Source organism: Synergistaceae bacterium (assembly GCA_021372895.1).
Classification (GTDB): Bacteria; Synergistota; Synergistia; order Synergistales; family Synergistaceae; genus JAJFTP01.
In genome coordinates this window covers 18,004-33,850 of record JAJFTP010000081.1, presented here as the reverse complement: position 1 = coordinate 33,850, position 15,847 = coordinate 18,004, and the positions used below count along the sequence as shown (strand labels likewise).

The window sequence follows — 15,847 nt, the reverse complement described above, 5'->3', positions numbered from 1 at the left end:
CCAGATATATACTGCATATTAAGGAGACGGGCTCCCGCCCGTCTCCTATTTTTTAAGGATCTGTGCTTATATAACCGTTTCAGATCTTAGTTATATAAGTATAGATCCGCTTTATTTATCCTTAGCTGGGGGCTATAATTATAAAAGTATCAGATTATAAATATTTCCGCAGGAGGAGATTCCACATGGATGTGAACAGCAAGTCATATCAGGAGCTGCTTAAGAAGCGCCCGCTCAATGTGCAGGCTCGTTTTGGCAGCGAGGCTATGGGACTTGTCAGTGGCCGGGATATCGTCGAGGCGGCAAAAGAAGTTGATTTTATCGTTCTTGCTGCTAACGCACGCCATCCGCTCGTTATCAAGGCAGTGCTTCAGGCAGCTAAGAAAAAGAACGCAGCCGTGCTTATTGAGCTTGCAAAATCCGAGGCAGGTTACTGCGGCTCGAATTATGACAACATGCCCGACTTGGCGTTGAAATATTCAGCAGAGATAGGACATGGTGCAGTTTTCGGACTCCACGTTGACCACTATGCCATCAAAAGCCAGGAAGACGTCCTGAAGGGTGTCGGGCATCTATGCAAAATACTGGTCAACGGATTCACATCGGTCGCTATTGATGCATCGCACCTGGATGACTATCAAAACTTTGTTGCTACCCGTTCGATAGCTGGATGGCTGCCAACGGAGCTGGGGCTTGAAGTCGAGGTCGGTGAAATAAAGGGGCCGGGCGAACTCTCAACAGTAGAGGAAGCCCTCTATTACGTGGGCGGGCTCAACGCATGGGGAATATTTCCTGACTATCTTGCAATATCTAACGGAAGCCTACACGGGACATATGACCCGACAGTGGGACAAATGGAAGGTATTGACCTCAAAAGAACAAAGGAAATAGCGGATGTGATCGCGCCGTACGGAGTAACGATAGCGCAGCACGGCATCTCCGGGACGCCTCTCGACAAAGTATCGACATTCAGAAAATATGGCATACGCAAGGGAAATGTCGCGACGTTATTCCAGAATGTATACTTTGGGATCAAGATGGATCCGGACACCGGCAACGCGATCACCGAGGGCGGAGCATACACCAAGGAAGCAGATCGCGGAATATCGACGGAGCTTTGGAATGAAATAGTTGCGGCTGCTGATGAAAAGGGGATGAGCCGCAAAAGCGGCGACTATAAAAAACTGAACCTGCCGTTCTGCGACAGGATCCTTGCAGAACCAAAGCCTGTTATCGACCGCATCATAGACGAGATGGAATGGTGGGCGTCGCGCTTCATTGCTGCCTTCGGAGCAGAGGGCAGTGCGGATGCGGTTGCAGAAGTAATGTCACGCCGTCCGGACCATAACGCCACGCCGGACCGCAAGGTCATGGGACAGCGCAGCAGCTACACCGCTGAGAACGCCCCGGGTAAAGGCGGCAGGGAAGGCAAGAACTACGACGACTAGTTGTAATTTTTCATGAATACAGGTTAAAATCTTTTTGCCGGCAAATAGTTATGTTAAAATATCACCTATCTTGTCGGCAATTTTTTTGTTTTAGCCATGTTTTGGGGGAAGTTAATTGGATAATGCAGAAGAAAGAGCATATAGATTTATTATCAATGAGATCCTTTCAGGGGTATATCATCCTGGAGATTTCCTGCTTGAGCTGGACCTCGCTCCAAAACTCAACATGAGCCGGACTCCTGTCAGCCGCGCACTTGGCCGCCTCGTGCTGGAAGGTTTTTTGAACAAGATACCGAAGAAGGGCTGTTATATCCCGATACCTACCCCAGAAGACGCGGAATTAGTATTCAACGCGCGTCAGGTGGCGGAAGGCGAGGCCGCTGCGATGGCGGCACAGAATGCTACCGAAGAAGAAGTGTCGTGGCTTGAAAAGATGCTTTGTAAAGATACCACAGCCTTTGAGAACAAGGACAGGGAACTCTGGGCGAGCATAAATGAGGATTTTCACCTATCCATAGCTAAGTTCAGCCGTAACCACTATATCGAAAAATGGGTGCAGAATATGTTTGGGCGTTCCAGCATATATATTTTTTACTTTGATGGTTTCTACAAACCATCAAATATAGTCATTGAACATCAGACGCCAAAGCAGCACGCAGCAATAGTCAGGGCGATCAGGGAAAAGAACCCTGAAGAGGCTCGAAGACTTATGAAGCAGCACATCTACACAACATTTTCAAAACTTCTTATGATACAGGACGGGCACAGTATTTTTAACAATTGACAAAGAATTGTTGGTTTGTCAAATATTTATTGTTCGCTGTAAAAATTAACAAAATATATAAACAACAGGCCGTATCTTCCCAAATTTGGAAAGTACGGCCTTGCTTTTATTTGGATGCTGCATAATATTTGTGTAAACATTCACTTATAAAATTACAGTTGACATTATTAATGGTTCATGATATTTTCCGAATAGATTATACAACAATGCATAGATGTATGCATTAAAAATAAGGAGGCATTCTTTCTATGGGCCAGCACACTGTTTTACAGCTTGGTTACGGGATGCAGGGAAAGGCTTCACTGGTCGATCTTCTGAAGAACAAATCCGTCGGTAGAGTGATAGTTGCCGATTTTGCGGACGATATTATGTCTCTTCCACAACGCATAAATGATTCGCGTGTCATAGCTGCCAAGCTGGATATCAGGGATGAAAAAGCTGTACTTGACCTGATGAAACAATCTGACGTCGTGATAGAACTTCTTCCCGGTGAATTTGCGCTTCCTGTTGCAAAGCTTGCCGTAAGGGCCGGAGTCAATCTTGTCACGGCGATGTATCTCTTTAATCCAGGGGAACAGGACAAAACGAAAAGAGACGCGCAAATAAAAGAAATTGCCTCATTGGATGAAGAGGCAAAATCAAAAAACATGACTATTCTCGAAGAGTTCGGAATGGATCCGGGTATGGACCTTATACTCGGATGGAAGGCACTGCACGAACTCGACGATGTTAAGGTCTTCTACTCATATGGCGCGGGGTTTCCAGAACTTAAAGCCAGCTACAACCCTATCCGTTATAAATTTACGTGGTCCATTATCGGGGTCATGCGTTCATATCTGCGTCCCGCACGAATAATATACGGCGGTAAGGTTGTTGATATAGCAGCAGATGCCATGTTTGACGCCCAAAATATGCACTTTCTGAAACTGCCGGAGTTCGATTCACAGCTAGAGTGCTTTGCAAACGGTGACAGTGAAGCTTTTGCCAAGATATTAGGCATTGAGAATACGATAAGTTCGATGGGCCGTTATATCTGCCGCTGGCCAGGTACCGGAGCATTCTGGAGCGTTATGGCAAAATGCGGCTTTATCTCTCCGATCCCAATAAAGGCCGGCAATGTCGAAATAGCTCCTGACGCTTTCTGCGCCGCGCTTCTTGGCGGGCAGAAGCAGTTTTACTATGAAAACGACGAGCGCGATGTGGCGCTTATCCGCTCCGACGTCAGGGGATACAAGGATGGCAAGCCCATTCGCGTAATCCTTCAGATAATGGATTACAAAGATCTTAATTCAGGCCTGACCGCAATGCAGCGTACTGTCGGATTTCCTGTTTCTATCGGTGCGCAGATGATACTTAACGGGACTATTCAAAATAAGGGGATAGTCAATCCGATCAATGCCCCATTTCAACCGTATATGGAAGAGCTTGCAAAGAGAGGTATTACCTTCAGCAGAAATCTCGAAGAATGGGATGGAAATGAAAAACCCTAATTTATCACGGCAACAGAACTATTGATGAATAATTAAGAAAAATAATCTTAATATATATAAAGAAGGAATCATGATATCCGATAAAAAAAATTCAAGATGCCTCATGCCTTTGTTATTCTATTTAAAAGGAGGGGGTTATTCCGCAGGTGCAATAGTAATTTGTTAAGAGATTTATAGTTGTCCAAGAAGTAAAGAACGAAAGGAGCGAATTAAGATGGGAGACATAGCACCGAAAGGGATCATATCTTTATTACCTGTTATTCTGACACTATTCTTGGCATTCAAGACAAAAGACGCAGTCTTTTCACTCATCATCGGCTGTATTATAGGCGTGATAATTGCCGGATTTGACCCGGCAACGGGACTTTCAAAGCTGTTCCAGGCTTCGCTGGGCAATGGTGACTTCATCTGGGTGCTTATGATCGAAGTTGCAGTCGGTATCATGATCGCATTCTATATGAGGGCCAACGTCATCACGGGATTTGCAGAATGGGGCAGCACAAAAATCCGCAGCAGACGAGCGGCCTCAGGATTTGGCTGGCTTCTGGGAATCTTTATTTTCTTCAGTGATTACTTCAGTCCTCTCTTCAGCGGTCCTATCGCGCGTCCCATAACAGATAAGTACAAAGTTTCAAGAGAAATGCTCTCCTATACTCTTGATTCGGGCAGCGGGCCCGTATGTACTTTGGTCCCGATATCAGGCTGGGCAGTCTATATTGCCGGTCTTCTGAAAGGCCAGGGGGCAATAGCCACAGCAGAAGAGGGTATGAATGTGTTCATCCGTTCGATACCCTACAACTTCTACGGATGGCTTGCTGTCATCGTCTGTGGACTCTTTGCCTACCAGATTATCCCTAATTTCGGCCCGATGAAGAGGGCGGAGGATCGTGCAAAGAATGAAGGCAAGGTCATTCGTGACGGTGCAACGCCGCTTGCGGGACCAGAACTGGACGAAATCAAACCGATTCCAGGCAAAGCGACCCACATGGTCCTACACCTCGTTATTCCGGTGGCAATGCTGATTGTCATTGCAGTCGGAACATTTGTTACCTTACATAGTGTAAAGATTCTTGAGGCATTCTTTGCAGTTGTCATGTACCAGTCGATAGTTATGTCAGTAGGAGGATATTTCAAAAATGTAAAGGATTTTACCGATACCGCAACTGCCGGAATCAAGGGTGTTCTGCCTGCGATATTCATTCTCGCGCTGGCATACTGTATCAACACCATTTCGAAGAGCCTGGGTGCGCAACAGTACGTTATTGACATTACCAAGGCATGGATGACTCCTGCGCTGCTCCCGGCGATTACTTTTGCAGCGGGTGCATGTATCTCATTCTTTACAGGAACATCATGGGGGACATATGCGTTGCTTGTTCCCTTCTCGCTCCCCATCGCGTTTGGCCTTTCCGGTGGCGTGGTTGCACCGATAGTTCTATTGACAGTTGGTGCGATTGTCGGCGGAGGAGTTTTCGGGGATCACTGTTCCCCTGTTTCTGATACGACATGTCTATCATCATTTGGTGCTGGAAGTGACCACATGGACCACGTTTCGACTCAACTCCCATACGCTATTATGTGCGCTGTAATATCACTAGGTCTTTACTTGGTCGTTGGAATGGTCCTGTAAGCACTGTCTGACTGATGTATTTTTTGAATCATATTGGAGGGGGCTATATATGGTCCCCTCTACATCAGAAACGGAGGATGAAAACGTGAATCAAGAACCATGTAAAATTGCTATCCTCTGCTGGGAAGCTGGGCATGTACCGCGAGGTCTTGTACAGCTTGAATCACTGACAGGAAACAGCACGAACCCCAATTCTTATCCTTTCCCTGTCCGTTTTTGCAGAATCAAGGGTGCAAATATAGAGACCGTCCTTGAGAATCCAAGCAGGGATGTCTTAAAAAATATGATAGAAGAATCTAAAAAACTTATATCTGAAGGTATAGCCGCTATTACCACAAGTTGTGGTTTCAACGCTATTTTTCATAAAGAACTTACGGAGGCCCTTGATGTTCCCGTATTCACATCAAGCCTGTTACAGGTTCCTTTTGTACACGGTATTATCTCCCCAAGCAAGACAGTCGCCATTATAACCGCAAAAAAGGCCGCACTGAGGGAGGAACATCTTCATGCGGTCGGTATTACGCCGGATATTAAAGTTGAGATCCTGGGCATGGAAAATTCATACGAATGGAATAAAATTTTTACGGCTCCTGATGAAGACATAAATCTTGAGGTCATAGCAAAAGAAGTCGTTGACACGGCAGTAAGAGCGTTAGGGGAACACATCGGGATAGGTGCTTTCGTACTCGAATGCACGGATCTTCCGCCGTTTGCTCAGGCAATAAGGGATGCCGTACGGTTGCCTGTATATGACTTCGTGACGCTCATGGGGATAGTTGCCCGTTCGATCGGCGTTGCGCGGCCTTATTGAGGCAGCCGCAGACACATATAAATTTCGGAGGTGCATTTTGAAATGAAAACAGTTCTGCTTTTTGGCGCAGGCCATATTTCGGGGCCATTCATCGATTACCTTGCCCGCAAAGGCAACTGCAAGATTGTTGTAGCTGACATGTCGGCGGACAACCTTGCATTGGCGGCGCGTCTTTCAGGCTGCGTGGAGACGGTACAGACAAATGCTGCAGTTAAAGCCGGTGAACTTATCGACCGCTATTCTCCCGGTGTAGTAGTCAGCTTTCTCCCGCCGGAGTTCATGCCGCCGGTGTCGAAGATATGCCTTGACAAAAAGGTCAGCATGGTCCACCCGGCATATCTCGACGAATCTACGAAGTCAATGGCAGCCGAGATCAAAAAAGCAGGGATAGTCTTTGCTGTAGAGCTCGGACTTGATCCGGGTATTGATCATATGTCCGCGGCTAAGACGATAAACGAGATACACGAGCAGGGCGGCAAAATAGAGTCTTTTCGTTCTCTCTGCGGTGCTCTCCCGGCAGCTGATGCCAACACGAACCCTTGGGGATACAAGCTCTCATGGTCGCCGGCAAGCCTTATCGGCGCGAGCAAGAGAACCGCAAAGGTTCTTATAGACGGAAAAGAAATACTCTGGCCGGATGGAGAAACCTACGAAAATGTCTTTCTCTATGAAGTCCCTAAACTGGGAACGTTTGAAGCATATGCTAACGCGGATTCTACCGTCTACAGAGAGGGATATAATATTCCAGAGGCGAAAACGATTTACAGAGGGACACTGCGCTATCATGGCTGGTGCGAAACTATCTGTTACATGAATGAGATAGGATTTTTTGACACTGAGGTTCAGGACACCAAGGGCATAACATTTGCTCAGTTTACTGCGCGTCAGGCAGGAAGCAACGGATCTCCGAAAGAAGCCCTCTGCAAGCGCTTTGGACTCAAGCCCTGGTCGGCCTTCATTCTACGCATGGGCTGGCTCGGATTCTTTGATGATAACCTGCTTCCTTTTGATAAGGGTTCGGCACGCGATGTTGTTTCTCTTCTTTTTGCCGAAAAATTGGCATTCGCCCCTGAAGAAAGAGATCTGGTCATACTATGCGACGAAGTTACAGCAATATTCCCAGATGGCACTAAGAAAATGCACAGTTCCGTACTGATAGACTTCGGCGTTCCCGGGAGATGGACTTCTATAGCGAGAACAACCGGAATTCCGCCGGCAATCGCCACGAGGTTCATCCTCGAAGGAAAGATAAATACACCGGGACTTCACCTACCTATGTCAAAAGCAATATATAAACCTGTCCTTGATGAACTCAAAAATGAGGGAATAGTACTCAAAGAGAACCTTATATCCCTTTAAACAATAAATGCCGGTCTCTTCTCCGTAAGGGACCGGCATAACGGAACTGTATATATGGAGGGCCTTCTGCTTGATTGTTATATGATTTTACCCTGTAGTTTCCGCGGGCAGAGTGGAGGAGTACATTTGAAAAATCCGATTCTGAAGATATTCCGTGATCCGATATATGAAAATACTATGATCCTTTCACGCGTGGCGAAAGAGCGGGGAGTGGAACTCTGGGGAGTTACAAAAGGGTTGTGCGGTGCGCCCGAACTAGGGCGGATATTTATAGAAGGCGGCTGTACAGGTTTAGCGGACAGCAGGCTGGACAATATAAGAAAACAGAAAAATTCCGGACTTAGCTGTAAATTTTTACTGATACGCATACCGATGCCCGGAGAGATCGAGGAAATTCTCGAACTGACGGATTCGACACTTATATCGAGCGGAAGATCGCTTTCTCTGCTGGAAGAGGAATGCCGTCTCAAAAAGAAAAATTACAAAGTTATCATTATGGTCGAAGCAGGGGACCTGCGCGAAGGGATAATGGCCGACGAGCTTATGAAAATGAAAGAACAGCTGAAAGGACTGGATCGTGTCAGAATAGCGGGAGCAGGAACTAACCTCGGATGTTTTGGCGGGATACTTCCTTCCGTGGAGAACCTGTCACACGTTGTAAGGTGTAGCGAGATCATTGAGGAAATGGTAGGTTATCCGCTGGAAACGATTTCAATAGGCGGAACGACAAGCGTTCCTATGCTTCATGAAGGAACTTTACCTGAAGGGATCAATCAAATACGGGCTGGCAGTGCAATGCTGAGAGGTGCGATAGCATGGGAGCCTTTCAACTGGCTCAAACAGGAAACGATGGAGTTCTCTGCCGAATGGGTCGAGATCGCGCTCAAGCCTAGCAAACCATGGGGCATCCCGGGCTTTGACGCCTTTGGACGGACACCTTATTTTGATGATAACGGAACACGCCTTCGCGGGATACTTGCCGCAGGAAGGCAGGATATCTATCCTGAGGGGTTGCTCCCTTTTGACCCCGGAATAAAAATCCTCGGAGCTTCAAGCGACCATCTCGTGTGTGATCTCCAAAACATACATAAGCCTCCCGAAGTTGGCGAAACTGCGACGTTCCGCGTCAATTATGCTGCCATGATGACCGCAGCTACATCACCTTATGTTGAGAAATTTTTTTGCTGATTTGGTTTGAAGTATAGTGGAATTTTCAAAACAGCTTTGAACTGAATCATGCCCATCCTATCTTCCGTGGCATCTCTTATATTTAAGACCGCTTCCGCAGGGACAGGGATCATTTCCATTTCTGCCCGCTTTCATGACCTTATCAATGTTAAAGGTTCTTGCGGCTATCATCTTAAAAGAAAGTCCTTCGCTCAATAATGATACGGACTGAAAGATTCAGATGCTTAAATTTTGCTTCTGCAATTGTCGATCATATAAGATCTGCGGAGCCGGCGGATCGGCCGGCTCCTTTTTCCCTACAGTTTGCGTTATAATCATTACCGCAATATAATCATCACTTGGTAACTGTAGATCCGACATACTACTACAATGGCCTAACGACGGACAAACAATAGCAAGGTCAAAATCAGGAAAGCGCCATACGATTTCCTTTTCATTGTTCGATTCTTTCGCAGCCATGGCAAAGCGGGGTATTTTTTTGGAATTTCTGGTAGGCATCCCTCTCTTCGGCAGCATAGCAAATGCAATATTTATAATATGCGGAGCTCTTCTTGGTCTTGCCGTCAGAAAAAAACTGCCGCAAAAGATAATGCAGCTTCCGGTGCAGGGAATGGCGCTCTTTGTGATCTCTCTTGGCCTGTCTATGGCAATAAAGACAAGACAGCCGCTTATAGTTATTGCAAGCATTGCCCTAGGCTCAGTCATAGGTGAACTGCTGGATCTTGAGGGAAGGCTTGAACGCGGCAGCGAGGCTCTTGAGTCACGCTTTGGTAAATCAGCTGAAGGTTTCTCAACAGGCTTTATAACGACCAGCCTGATATACTGCACCGGTTCTATGGCTGTGCTAGGATCGTTTGAAGAGGGCCTCGGAGGCTACCCATCGCTTCTTTTGGCAAAGGGACTTATCGACGGACTGACATCCGTAGCAATGGCGGCATCTCTTGGTTTTGGCGTAATCTTCTCCTTCATACCGGTATTCCTCTATCAGGGGGCGCTCACTCTAGCAGCAGGATGGGCACAGCCGTTTATGTCCGATGCCGCGATAACTGAAATGAGCGCCACCGGCGGTCTTATGCTCATGGCGATCGGCATAAATCTGCTGGGATCCATGAGGATAAGGGTTATGAATATGCTGCCTGGGCTGATTCTTTCTGTAGTGTTGGTCCAATTGTTCATTTAGTCTGAAGCAGAAAGCCGTAATGCGAACTCATGTCAACCAGTTTAGTTTTTATAGTTGACATAATAAAAACTCCGGCATAATATGTTCGGCATGAAAACTAAAGAGATGGCTCAGATTTCTATATTCGCGGTATTGACGGCGGTAAGTGCGCGCGTAATGATCCCCATCCCGATTGTCCCCTTCACGCTTCAGACGCTTGTATGCATGCTTGCGGGACTCGTTCTGGGCTCAAGACGCGGAGCTGCATCACAGGCTCTTTACATGCTTATGGGACTTATAGGCATTCCTGTGTTTACAGGTGGAGGCGGGCTTGGGTCTATACTGACCCCGTCTTTCGGTTATATCATAGGTTTTATTGCATGTGCATGGATATCAGGAAGATTTATGGAATCACTCTGTCAAAAAGGTCTCCCCATCACAAAAAAAGAATATTTTCTTTCAGGCCTGTCTGGAATAGCCGCAGTCTATACAATAGGTCTTGTCCATCTCTACGTTATAATGAACTTCTGGATGCCGGGAAACGGAATGCCGCTGTTTAAGGTGTTTGCGGTAGGCCTTTTCAGCACAATAGGAGGCGACATCCTCAAGGCTTTTCTGGCCGCAGTAATAGCAGAGCGGCTTAACAAAACCGGGTTGTTCTTAAAATAATAAAAGCGGCAGACAGAAGACGGCCGGCTGAAAAAATCTTTTTTTGTTGTCCGGCTGTTTTAGTCTAAAATTACCGTCAGTCTAAAATTTGTCCGTAACGTATTTTTTTATCTTCTCGAAGCTCTCTTCGCTTATGACATGCTCAATTCTGCAGGCATCACGATCGGCGACGTCCTTTTCAACACCAAGGAGTTCCACGAAGAATTTCGATATAAGTTTATGGCGTTCATAGATTGCGCTCGCCTTTTCAAAACCGCTCTGCGTAAGCAAAAGCTCGCCGTTCTGCTCCATCGTGATGAAGCCGCGTTCCCTGAGCAATCCCACTGCCCTGCTGACACTCGGCTTCGCGTAGCCAAGTTTGTTCGCTATGTCAATAGAACGGACAGTGCCGTTCTCCTCTCCTAACATCAGTATAGTTTCGAGATAATTTTCTCCGGATTCCTGCATACCCATCGACCTCCGTCACTCATATTGCAGTTCAAGCCCCACTCCGACTTCTTCTACGCTGATCTTAGACGCAAGCGCCATCTTAGCTTTAAGGTCGGTGCAGTGGCACGGATGAATGACCTCCGGAGGATCCTTCGCAAGATACTCAACGGTTGCCGCCATTGCTTCCCGTGTCATGTCCAGCATATGGAAACCGCCCAGCACATCAAGTATTTTATCCGTTCCAGTGAGCCTGCGTGCATATTCTATGATATTGCATATTCCCGAGTGAGAACAGCCTGTTAGTATCACCAGACCCCCATTAGCTTCATAGACGAGCGCGGAATCATCATGACAGAAATCGTCAAACTCTTTTCCGTCTATGATGCGCTTCCCTATAGCTTTATTTTTCTCTATCCTCCTGGGGATCTCACCGAGCCACAGAAGTCGTTCAGTTATACGCATAGGCCCGGAGGAAAGCTTCATCAGGAAATACTTGTCGATGACTTCCTTTGCCATGACCATTCCTATCTCAAGCCCGTCGCTGCGTTTTCTTTCCAGCGCCTGATGATGTGCTGTAAGCTCCGGCCTTTTTTTTATTTGCCGCCTGTCGTAGTACTGAATAAGGTGATTGAGCCCCCAGGTATGGTCATTGTGCCCGTGCGAGAGGAATATGGCGTCAAGCTCCGCCGGATCCAGCCCCATGAGCTGTGCATTGCGGATGAACACATCAGAGTAGCCGGTATCAAAAAGGATCTTTTTGGCTCCAGCCTCGACCCAGAGACAAAAGCCGGGCTCCCCTGTAAAATAACGGTCAATAAGTGTATTATTATCTACCAGAACTGTAACTTTAAGCATAGACATCGCCACCTGTCTATAATTGTACATGAAAAAGGGGACATTATACTTTGGAGTTCGCAAATTTTTTGCCGCTGATTTTTGTAACGCTCACGGGGACAGCCGCGGGCTTCCTCAACGTCATTGCAGGCGGAGGCTCGCTCCTCACCCTGCCTATACTTAACTTCGTCGGGCTGGATCTAGGCATCGCAAACGCTACGAACCGCGTCTCCATACTGCTGCAGAACTTCTCGGCCATGGGGCTGTATCACAAACGCGGCAGAATAAAATGGCGCGAAGTATGGCCGTATATCATTCCTGCTGTTGCGGGTGCGATAATAGGGACACTGACGGCTGTCTACATGCCTCCAAAAGCGTTTCGCGTCATTGCGGCTGTTTCGATATGCACTATGGGTTTACTGCTCATTGTTAAACCAACGATGTGGGAAAACCCTTCAGGGGAACCATTCTCACCTGTCGTTCGCACAGTTGTACTCTTTGCCGTCGGGATATACGGCGGATTTCTTCAGGCCGGCGTCGGTTTTTTACTTATATGGGCTATTGTAGGCGGCTGTAAGGAAGATCTGAAAGAAGCAAATATCATAAAGATAGTAGTCACTGCGCTATACACCGTGGCAAGCCTGATTCTCTTTGCATCGTTCGGCATGGTGAACTGGTATGCTGCGCCAGCACTCGCTCTCGGAAGCATGGCCGGCGGCAACATGGGAGCCCGTTTCAACCTCAGTGGCGACAAAAAGTGGATACGATGGTTGCTCACAATCGCTGTTTTTATCAGCGCGGGCAAAATTTTATTCGACACATTCCGTTAAAAATCCAAATTGTTTTATTCCTTTTTCGCAAAGAAAAATATATCTGTACCGGAGTTCACCGAGTGGGTTTCAAAACTTGACGGGGAAATAACCTATATTGAAAGGTTCCAGGCACGCAACGCTTTGTTCGGCGGTTTCGGCGGGCTTGACCCGCGTCTCGTATCCACACTGAAAGCACGCGGGATAGGATCTCTTTACTCCCACCAGAGCAAAGCGGTATCGCTTACGCTCTCGGGGCATGACGTCGTCATAGTAACACCGACCGCGTCGGGCAAGACACTCTGTTACAACCTTCCGGTAATTGACACTATACTGAAGGACCCTGCATCCCGTGCCCTGTATCTCTTCCCGACAAAGGCACTTGCTCAGGATCAGATGATGGAGCTTGACGAATTTTCTGCCGTGCTCGGAGAAAAAATCAACTGCTCCACATACGACGGAGACACTCCGGCCGCACAGCGGTCAACAGCACGGGATAACAGTAATGTGATGATTACCAACCCCGATATGCTGAACGCCGGCATTCTTCCCCACCACACCAGATGGGCGCCGTTTTTCCAAAATCTTAGATTTATCGTCGTCGACGAACTGCACACCTATCGGGGTATATTCGGCTCGCACCTGGCAAACCTTTTTTCCAGGCTCCTGCGCATCTGTAAATTCTACGGCTCACACCCTGTATTTATCTGCTGCTCCGCTACCATAGCAAATCCTGCCGAACACGCCGAGGCTCTCATCGGCAGACATGCGGAACTGATTTCGGAAAATGGGGCCCCCTCTTCAGCAAAGGAGTTCATCATCTACGATCCGCCAGTAATCGATAAACAGACGGGCATAAGACGCTCTGCTCTTTTCGAGACAGCACGCATAGCATCAAAAGCTCTTTGCGGCGGAATAAGCACCATAGTCTTCACCCGTTCGCGCCTTAACGTTGAACTGCTGCTGAAATTGCTGAGCAAAAGACTCGCAGAACAGGGTAAGGATCCGGATATCGTTACGGGTTACAGAGGAGGCTACCTGCCAAAGGAGCGCCGGACCATCGAACAGGACCTGCGCAGCGGCAAGCTGCGCGGAGTCGTCTGCACCAACGCTCTGGAACTCGGCATCGACATTGGCTCCCTCGAACTCGCAGTCCTGCACGGCTACCCAGGCAGTATCGCCTCGACGTGGCAGCAGATAGGAAGGGCCGGAAGACGCGGCGGGGGGCTGTCTGCCGCCGTCATGGTCGCGACTGCGTTGCCTCTCGACCAGTTTCTAGCGGCAAGACCGGAGTGGCTCCTCGGCGCCTCGCCTGAGCTGGCACGCATAGATGCTTCAAACCCATACATTGAGGTCGGACACGTCAGATGTTCCGCATTCGAACTCCCGTTCCATGAGGGAGAAAATTTCGGAGGACAGGACATAAGCACCATACTCAACTATCTGGCGCAGCACGGGGTGCTCCGTCTCGCAGACGATTTCGGAAGCAAGACATATTACTGGCAGGGGGACTCGTATCCCGCCGCATCAATGTCTTTGCGGAATGCAATAGGCGAAAACTACACTATAACGGACATATCGGACGGGAAAAAGCCCGGGATCATAGGCACCATGGACAGGCACTCTGCGCCTACACATATATTCCCCGGCGCTATATACTTCCATGGAGGACGCCCCTACATTGTCGAAGATCTAAACACGGAGACGCGGCAATGCTTCGTAAAAACTACCGCGGCTGATTATTATACCGAAGGAGAATCTTCGGTGCGTATAAACGTAATTGAAGAATTCGAACATAAGGGGCTTTTCGGATGGGGTGAAGTCATTGTAGCCTCAACACCGTCAATATATAAAAAAATCAGGCTCACAACACACGAGAACATCGGACATGGAGAGATAAATCTGCCTGAGGAACAAATGGAGACGACTGCGTGCTGGATATCCATGCCGAAAGGCACCCATGACTCACCTAAGCTCGGGGCCGCAATGAGCGGATTCTCCAACCTTATACGCAACATCGCGCCTCTTTTCCTCATGTGCGACAGCGGCGACATACAGATATACAGCCGGCTGGAAGACCCGCACCTCAGGCAGCCGGCTGTCTTCGTCGTCGACAACATCCCGGGCGGAGTCGGGCTCGCCGAAGGAACTTACGAACTCAAAGAAAAACTTGTAAAGGCATCTCTTGACGCGCTGAACGCATGCGGATGCGCTAACGGCTGCCCGGCCTGTATCGGAGCTACGCCGGACGGGATCGGCGTAAAGGATGCTGTGAAATGTTTGTCCGAACAAATACTAAATGAAAGATAACGCTTATTCCATTCTAAATGAAGCTCCCTCGCGTCAAAGAGTGCTCATTTTTCAATTGAGCCGGAAAATTGCTATGATCCAAGCAGCCTCACGGCATTGCCGCCGAGTATCATAGACTTCTCTTCCTCCGAAATGTCCAAAGCACGTATCATGTTTATCTCCTGAGAAGGCAGATGCCATGGGTAATCGCTGCCAAAAAGTATGCGTTCAGCTCCGTGTTTTCTTATGATCTCTTTGAGAAGCCCCTTGTCAAGCCAGGGATCCGCGCAATATGCGGTATCCATATAAATATCAGCCTTGCCGGCTACGCTGTCAAAAACGTCCCGTGCCATTTTCAGCCCGCCCATGTGCGCTGCAACGATCTTCAATCCGGGAAAGTTTTTTACGATGTTCACCACAGACACGGGCGGCGCCAGCAGTTCATCCGGATATGACGGATCGAAACCCACATGGAACGTCACGATGAGATTCAGTGCACGGGCAAGGTCATATATCGGAAAGAATTTTATGTCGTCGGGGCGGATACGCTGGAGAGCCGGATGCAGCTTCATTCCCTTAAGTCCTTCATCAGAGATCTTCCATACATACTCAAGGGCGTATACCGAGCTTGGCAGAACGGAGCCAAATGAGATTATTCGCTCCGAATCTATCGCCTTCGCAAAACGCAATATGTTCTCATGCTGGTTTTCCTTCGTTACAACGTGCAGTGCGACAGAGCGATCGACCCCACACTCGTCCATGACGCGTGTAAGCCCGCTTACCGTAGCCGGGGCGGAATAAGCAACATTCGCGTTCTCCGCAAGGGTTTTCATCGCGTGATCAGCAAAATTATCGGGAAAGACATGAGTGTGAAAGTCGATAATCATGGCATAAAATATACCACTTTTCTCGGACATGTGCACAGCCTATTGTGACAAATATTCCAAC

15 protein-coding genes are annotated in these 15,847 nt (G+C 48.0%); 11 read left to right on the top strand and 4 right to left on the bottom strand.

What is annotated here, in order from left to right; translation table 11 throughout:
• Positions 1-185 precede the first annotated feature (185 nt).
• The 7 genes from LLF78_07560 (at position 186) to LLF78_07530 (ending at position 8,710) form a co-directional block, all read left to right on the top strand.
• Positions 186-1,448 carry a class II fructose-bisphosphate aldolase gene (locus LLF78_07560; GenBank protein ID MCE5202352.1) on the top strand — a complete coding sequence of 421 codons (1,263 nt, stop codon included), beginning with the start codon at positions 186-188 and terminating at the stop codon, positions 1,446-1,448.
• Between the two features lie 115 nt (positions 1,449-1,563).
• Positions 1,564-2,232 (top strand): GntR family transcriptional regulator, encoded by a 669-nt coding sequence (locus LLF78_07555; GenBank protein ID MCE5202351.1) that lies wholly within the window; start codon positions 1,564-1,566, stop codon positions 2,230-2,232.
• A gap of 248 nt (positions 2,233-2,480) precedes the next feature.
• Positions 2,481-3,722, top strand: a complete 1,242-nt coding sequence (locus LLF78_07550; GenBank protein MCE5202350.1) for a saccharopine dehydrogenase NADP-binding domain-containing protein — start codon at positions 2,481-2,483, stop codon at positions 3,720-3,722.
• A gap of 214 nt (positions 3,723-3,936) precedes the next feature.
• A complete protein-coding gene (locus LLF78_07545; protein ID MCE5202349.1) occupies positions 3,937-5,352 on the top strand; it encodes a hypothetical protein in 1,416 nt (471 codons plus the stop codon).
• A 49-nt stretch (positions 5,353-5,401) separates the two neighbouring features.
• Positions 5,402-6,163: an aspartate/glutamate racemase family protein gene (locus LLF78_07540; protein MCE5202348.1), complete on the top strand. Its 762-nt coding sequence runs from the start codon at positions 5,402-5,404 to the stop codon at positions 6,161-6,163.
• Positions 6,164-6,205: 42 nt separating this feature from the next.
• Entirely contained in the window at positions 6,206-7,522 is a 1,317-nt protein-coding gene (locus LLF78_07535; protein MCE5202347.1) for a saccharopine dehydrogenase NADP-binding domain-containing protein, read from the top strand.
• A 126-nt stretch (positions 7,523-7,648) separates the two neighbouring features.
• A complete protein-coding gene (locus LLF78_07530; protein MCE5202346.1) occupies positions 7,649-8,710 on the top strand; it encodes an alanine racemase in 1,062 nt (353 codons plus the stop codon).
• Between the two features lie 57 nt (positions 8,711-8,767).
• On the opposite strand, the gene LLF78_07525 is transcribed toward LLF78_07530, so the two are convergent.
• On the bottom strand, positions 8,768-8,845 hold the full coding sequence (locus tag LLF78_07525) for an SEC-C domain-containing protein (protein ID MCE5202345.1): 78 nt from the start codon (positions 8,843-8,845) through the stop codon (positions 8,768-8,770).
• 343 nt (positions 8,846-9,188) lie between these two features.
• Here LLF78_07525 and LLF78_07520 point away from each other — a divergent pair, with 343 nt between their 5' ends.
• Both LLF78_07520 and LLF78_07515 read left to right on the top strand, forming a co-directional pair.
• Entirely contained in the window at positions 9,189-9,890 is a 702-nt protein-coding gene (locus LLF78_07520) for a DUF554 domain-containing protein (GenBank protein ID MCE5202344.1), read from the top strand.
• Positions 9,891-9,980: 90 nt separating this feature from the next.
• Positions 9,981-10,538, top strand: a complete 558-nt coding sequence (locus LLF78_07515; GenBank protein ID MCE5202343.1) for a biotin transporter BioY — start codon at positions 9,981-9,983, stop codon at positions 10,536-10,538.
• Positions 10,539-10,619: 81 nt separating this feature from the next.
• On the opposite strand, the gene LLF78_07510 is transcribed toward LLF78_07515, so the two are convergent.
• Complete coding sequence (locus tag LLF78_07510; GenBank protein MCE5202342.1) at positions 10,620-10,985, bottom strand: metal-dependent transcriptional regulator; 366 nt, start codon at positions 10,983-10,985, stop codon at positions 10,620-10,622.
• A 15-nt stretch (positions 10,986-11,000) separates the two neighbouring features.
• The gene (locus LLF78_07505) at positions 11,001-11,822 is read right to left on the bottom strand and encodes an MBL fold metallo-hydrolase (GenBank protein MCE5202341.1); all 822 of its coding nucleotides are present in this window, start codon (positions 11,820-11,822) and stop codon (positions 11,001-11,003) included.
• A gap of 50 nt (positions 11,823-11,872) precedes the next feature.
• Here LLF78_07505 and LLF78_07500 point away from each other — a divergent pair, with 50 nt between their 5' ends.
• Together LLF78_07500 and LLF78_07495 are read left to right on the top strand one after the other, a co-directional pair.
• Complete coding sequence (locus LLF78_07500) at positions 11,873-12,631, top strand: sulfite exporter TauE/SafE family protein (protein MCE5202340.1); 759 nt, start codon at positions 11,873-11,875, stop codon at positions 12,629-12,631.
• A gap of 9 nt (positions 12,632-12,640) precedes the next feature.
• On the top strand, positions 12,641-14,920 hold the full coding sequence (locus LLF78_07495) for a DEAD/DEAH box helicase (GenBank protein MCE5202339.1): 2,280 nt from the start codon (positions 12,641-12,643) through the stop codon (positions 14,918-14,920).
• A 71-nt stretch (positions 14,921-14,991) separates the two neighbouring features.
• Here the strand turns inward: LLF78_07495 and LLF78_07490 are convergent, their stop codons facing one another.
• Positions 14,992-15,816 carry an amidohydrolase family protein gene (locus tag LLF78_07490; GenBank protein MCE5202338.1) on the bottom strand — a complete coding sequence of 275 codons (825 nt, stop codon included), beginning with the start codon at positions 15,814-15,816 and terminating at the stop codon, positions 14,992-14,994.
• Between the last annotated feature and the right edge of the window lie 31 nt (positions 15,817-15,847).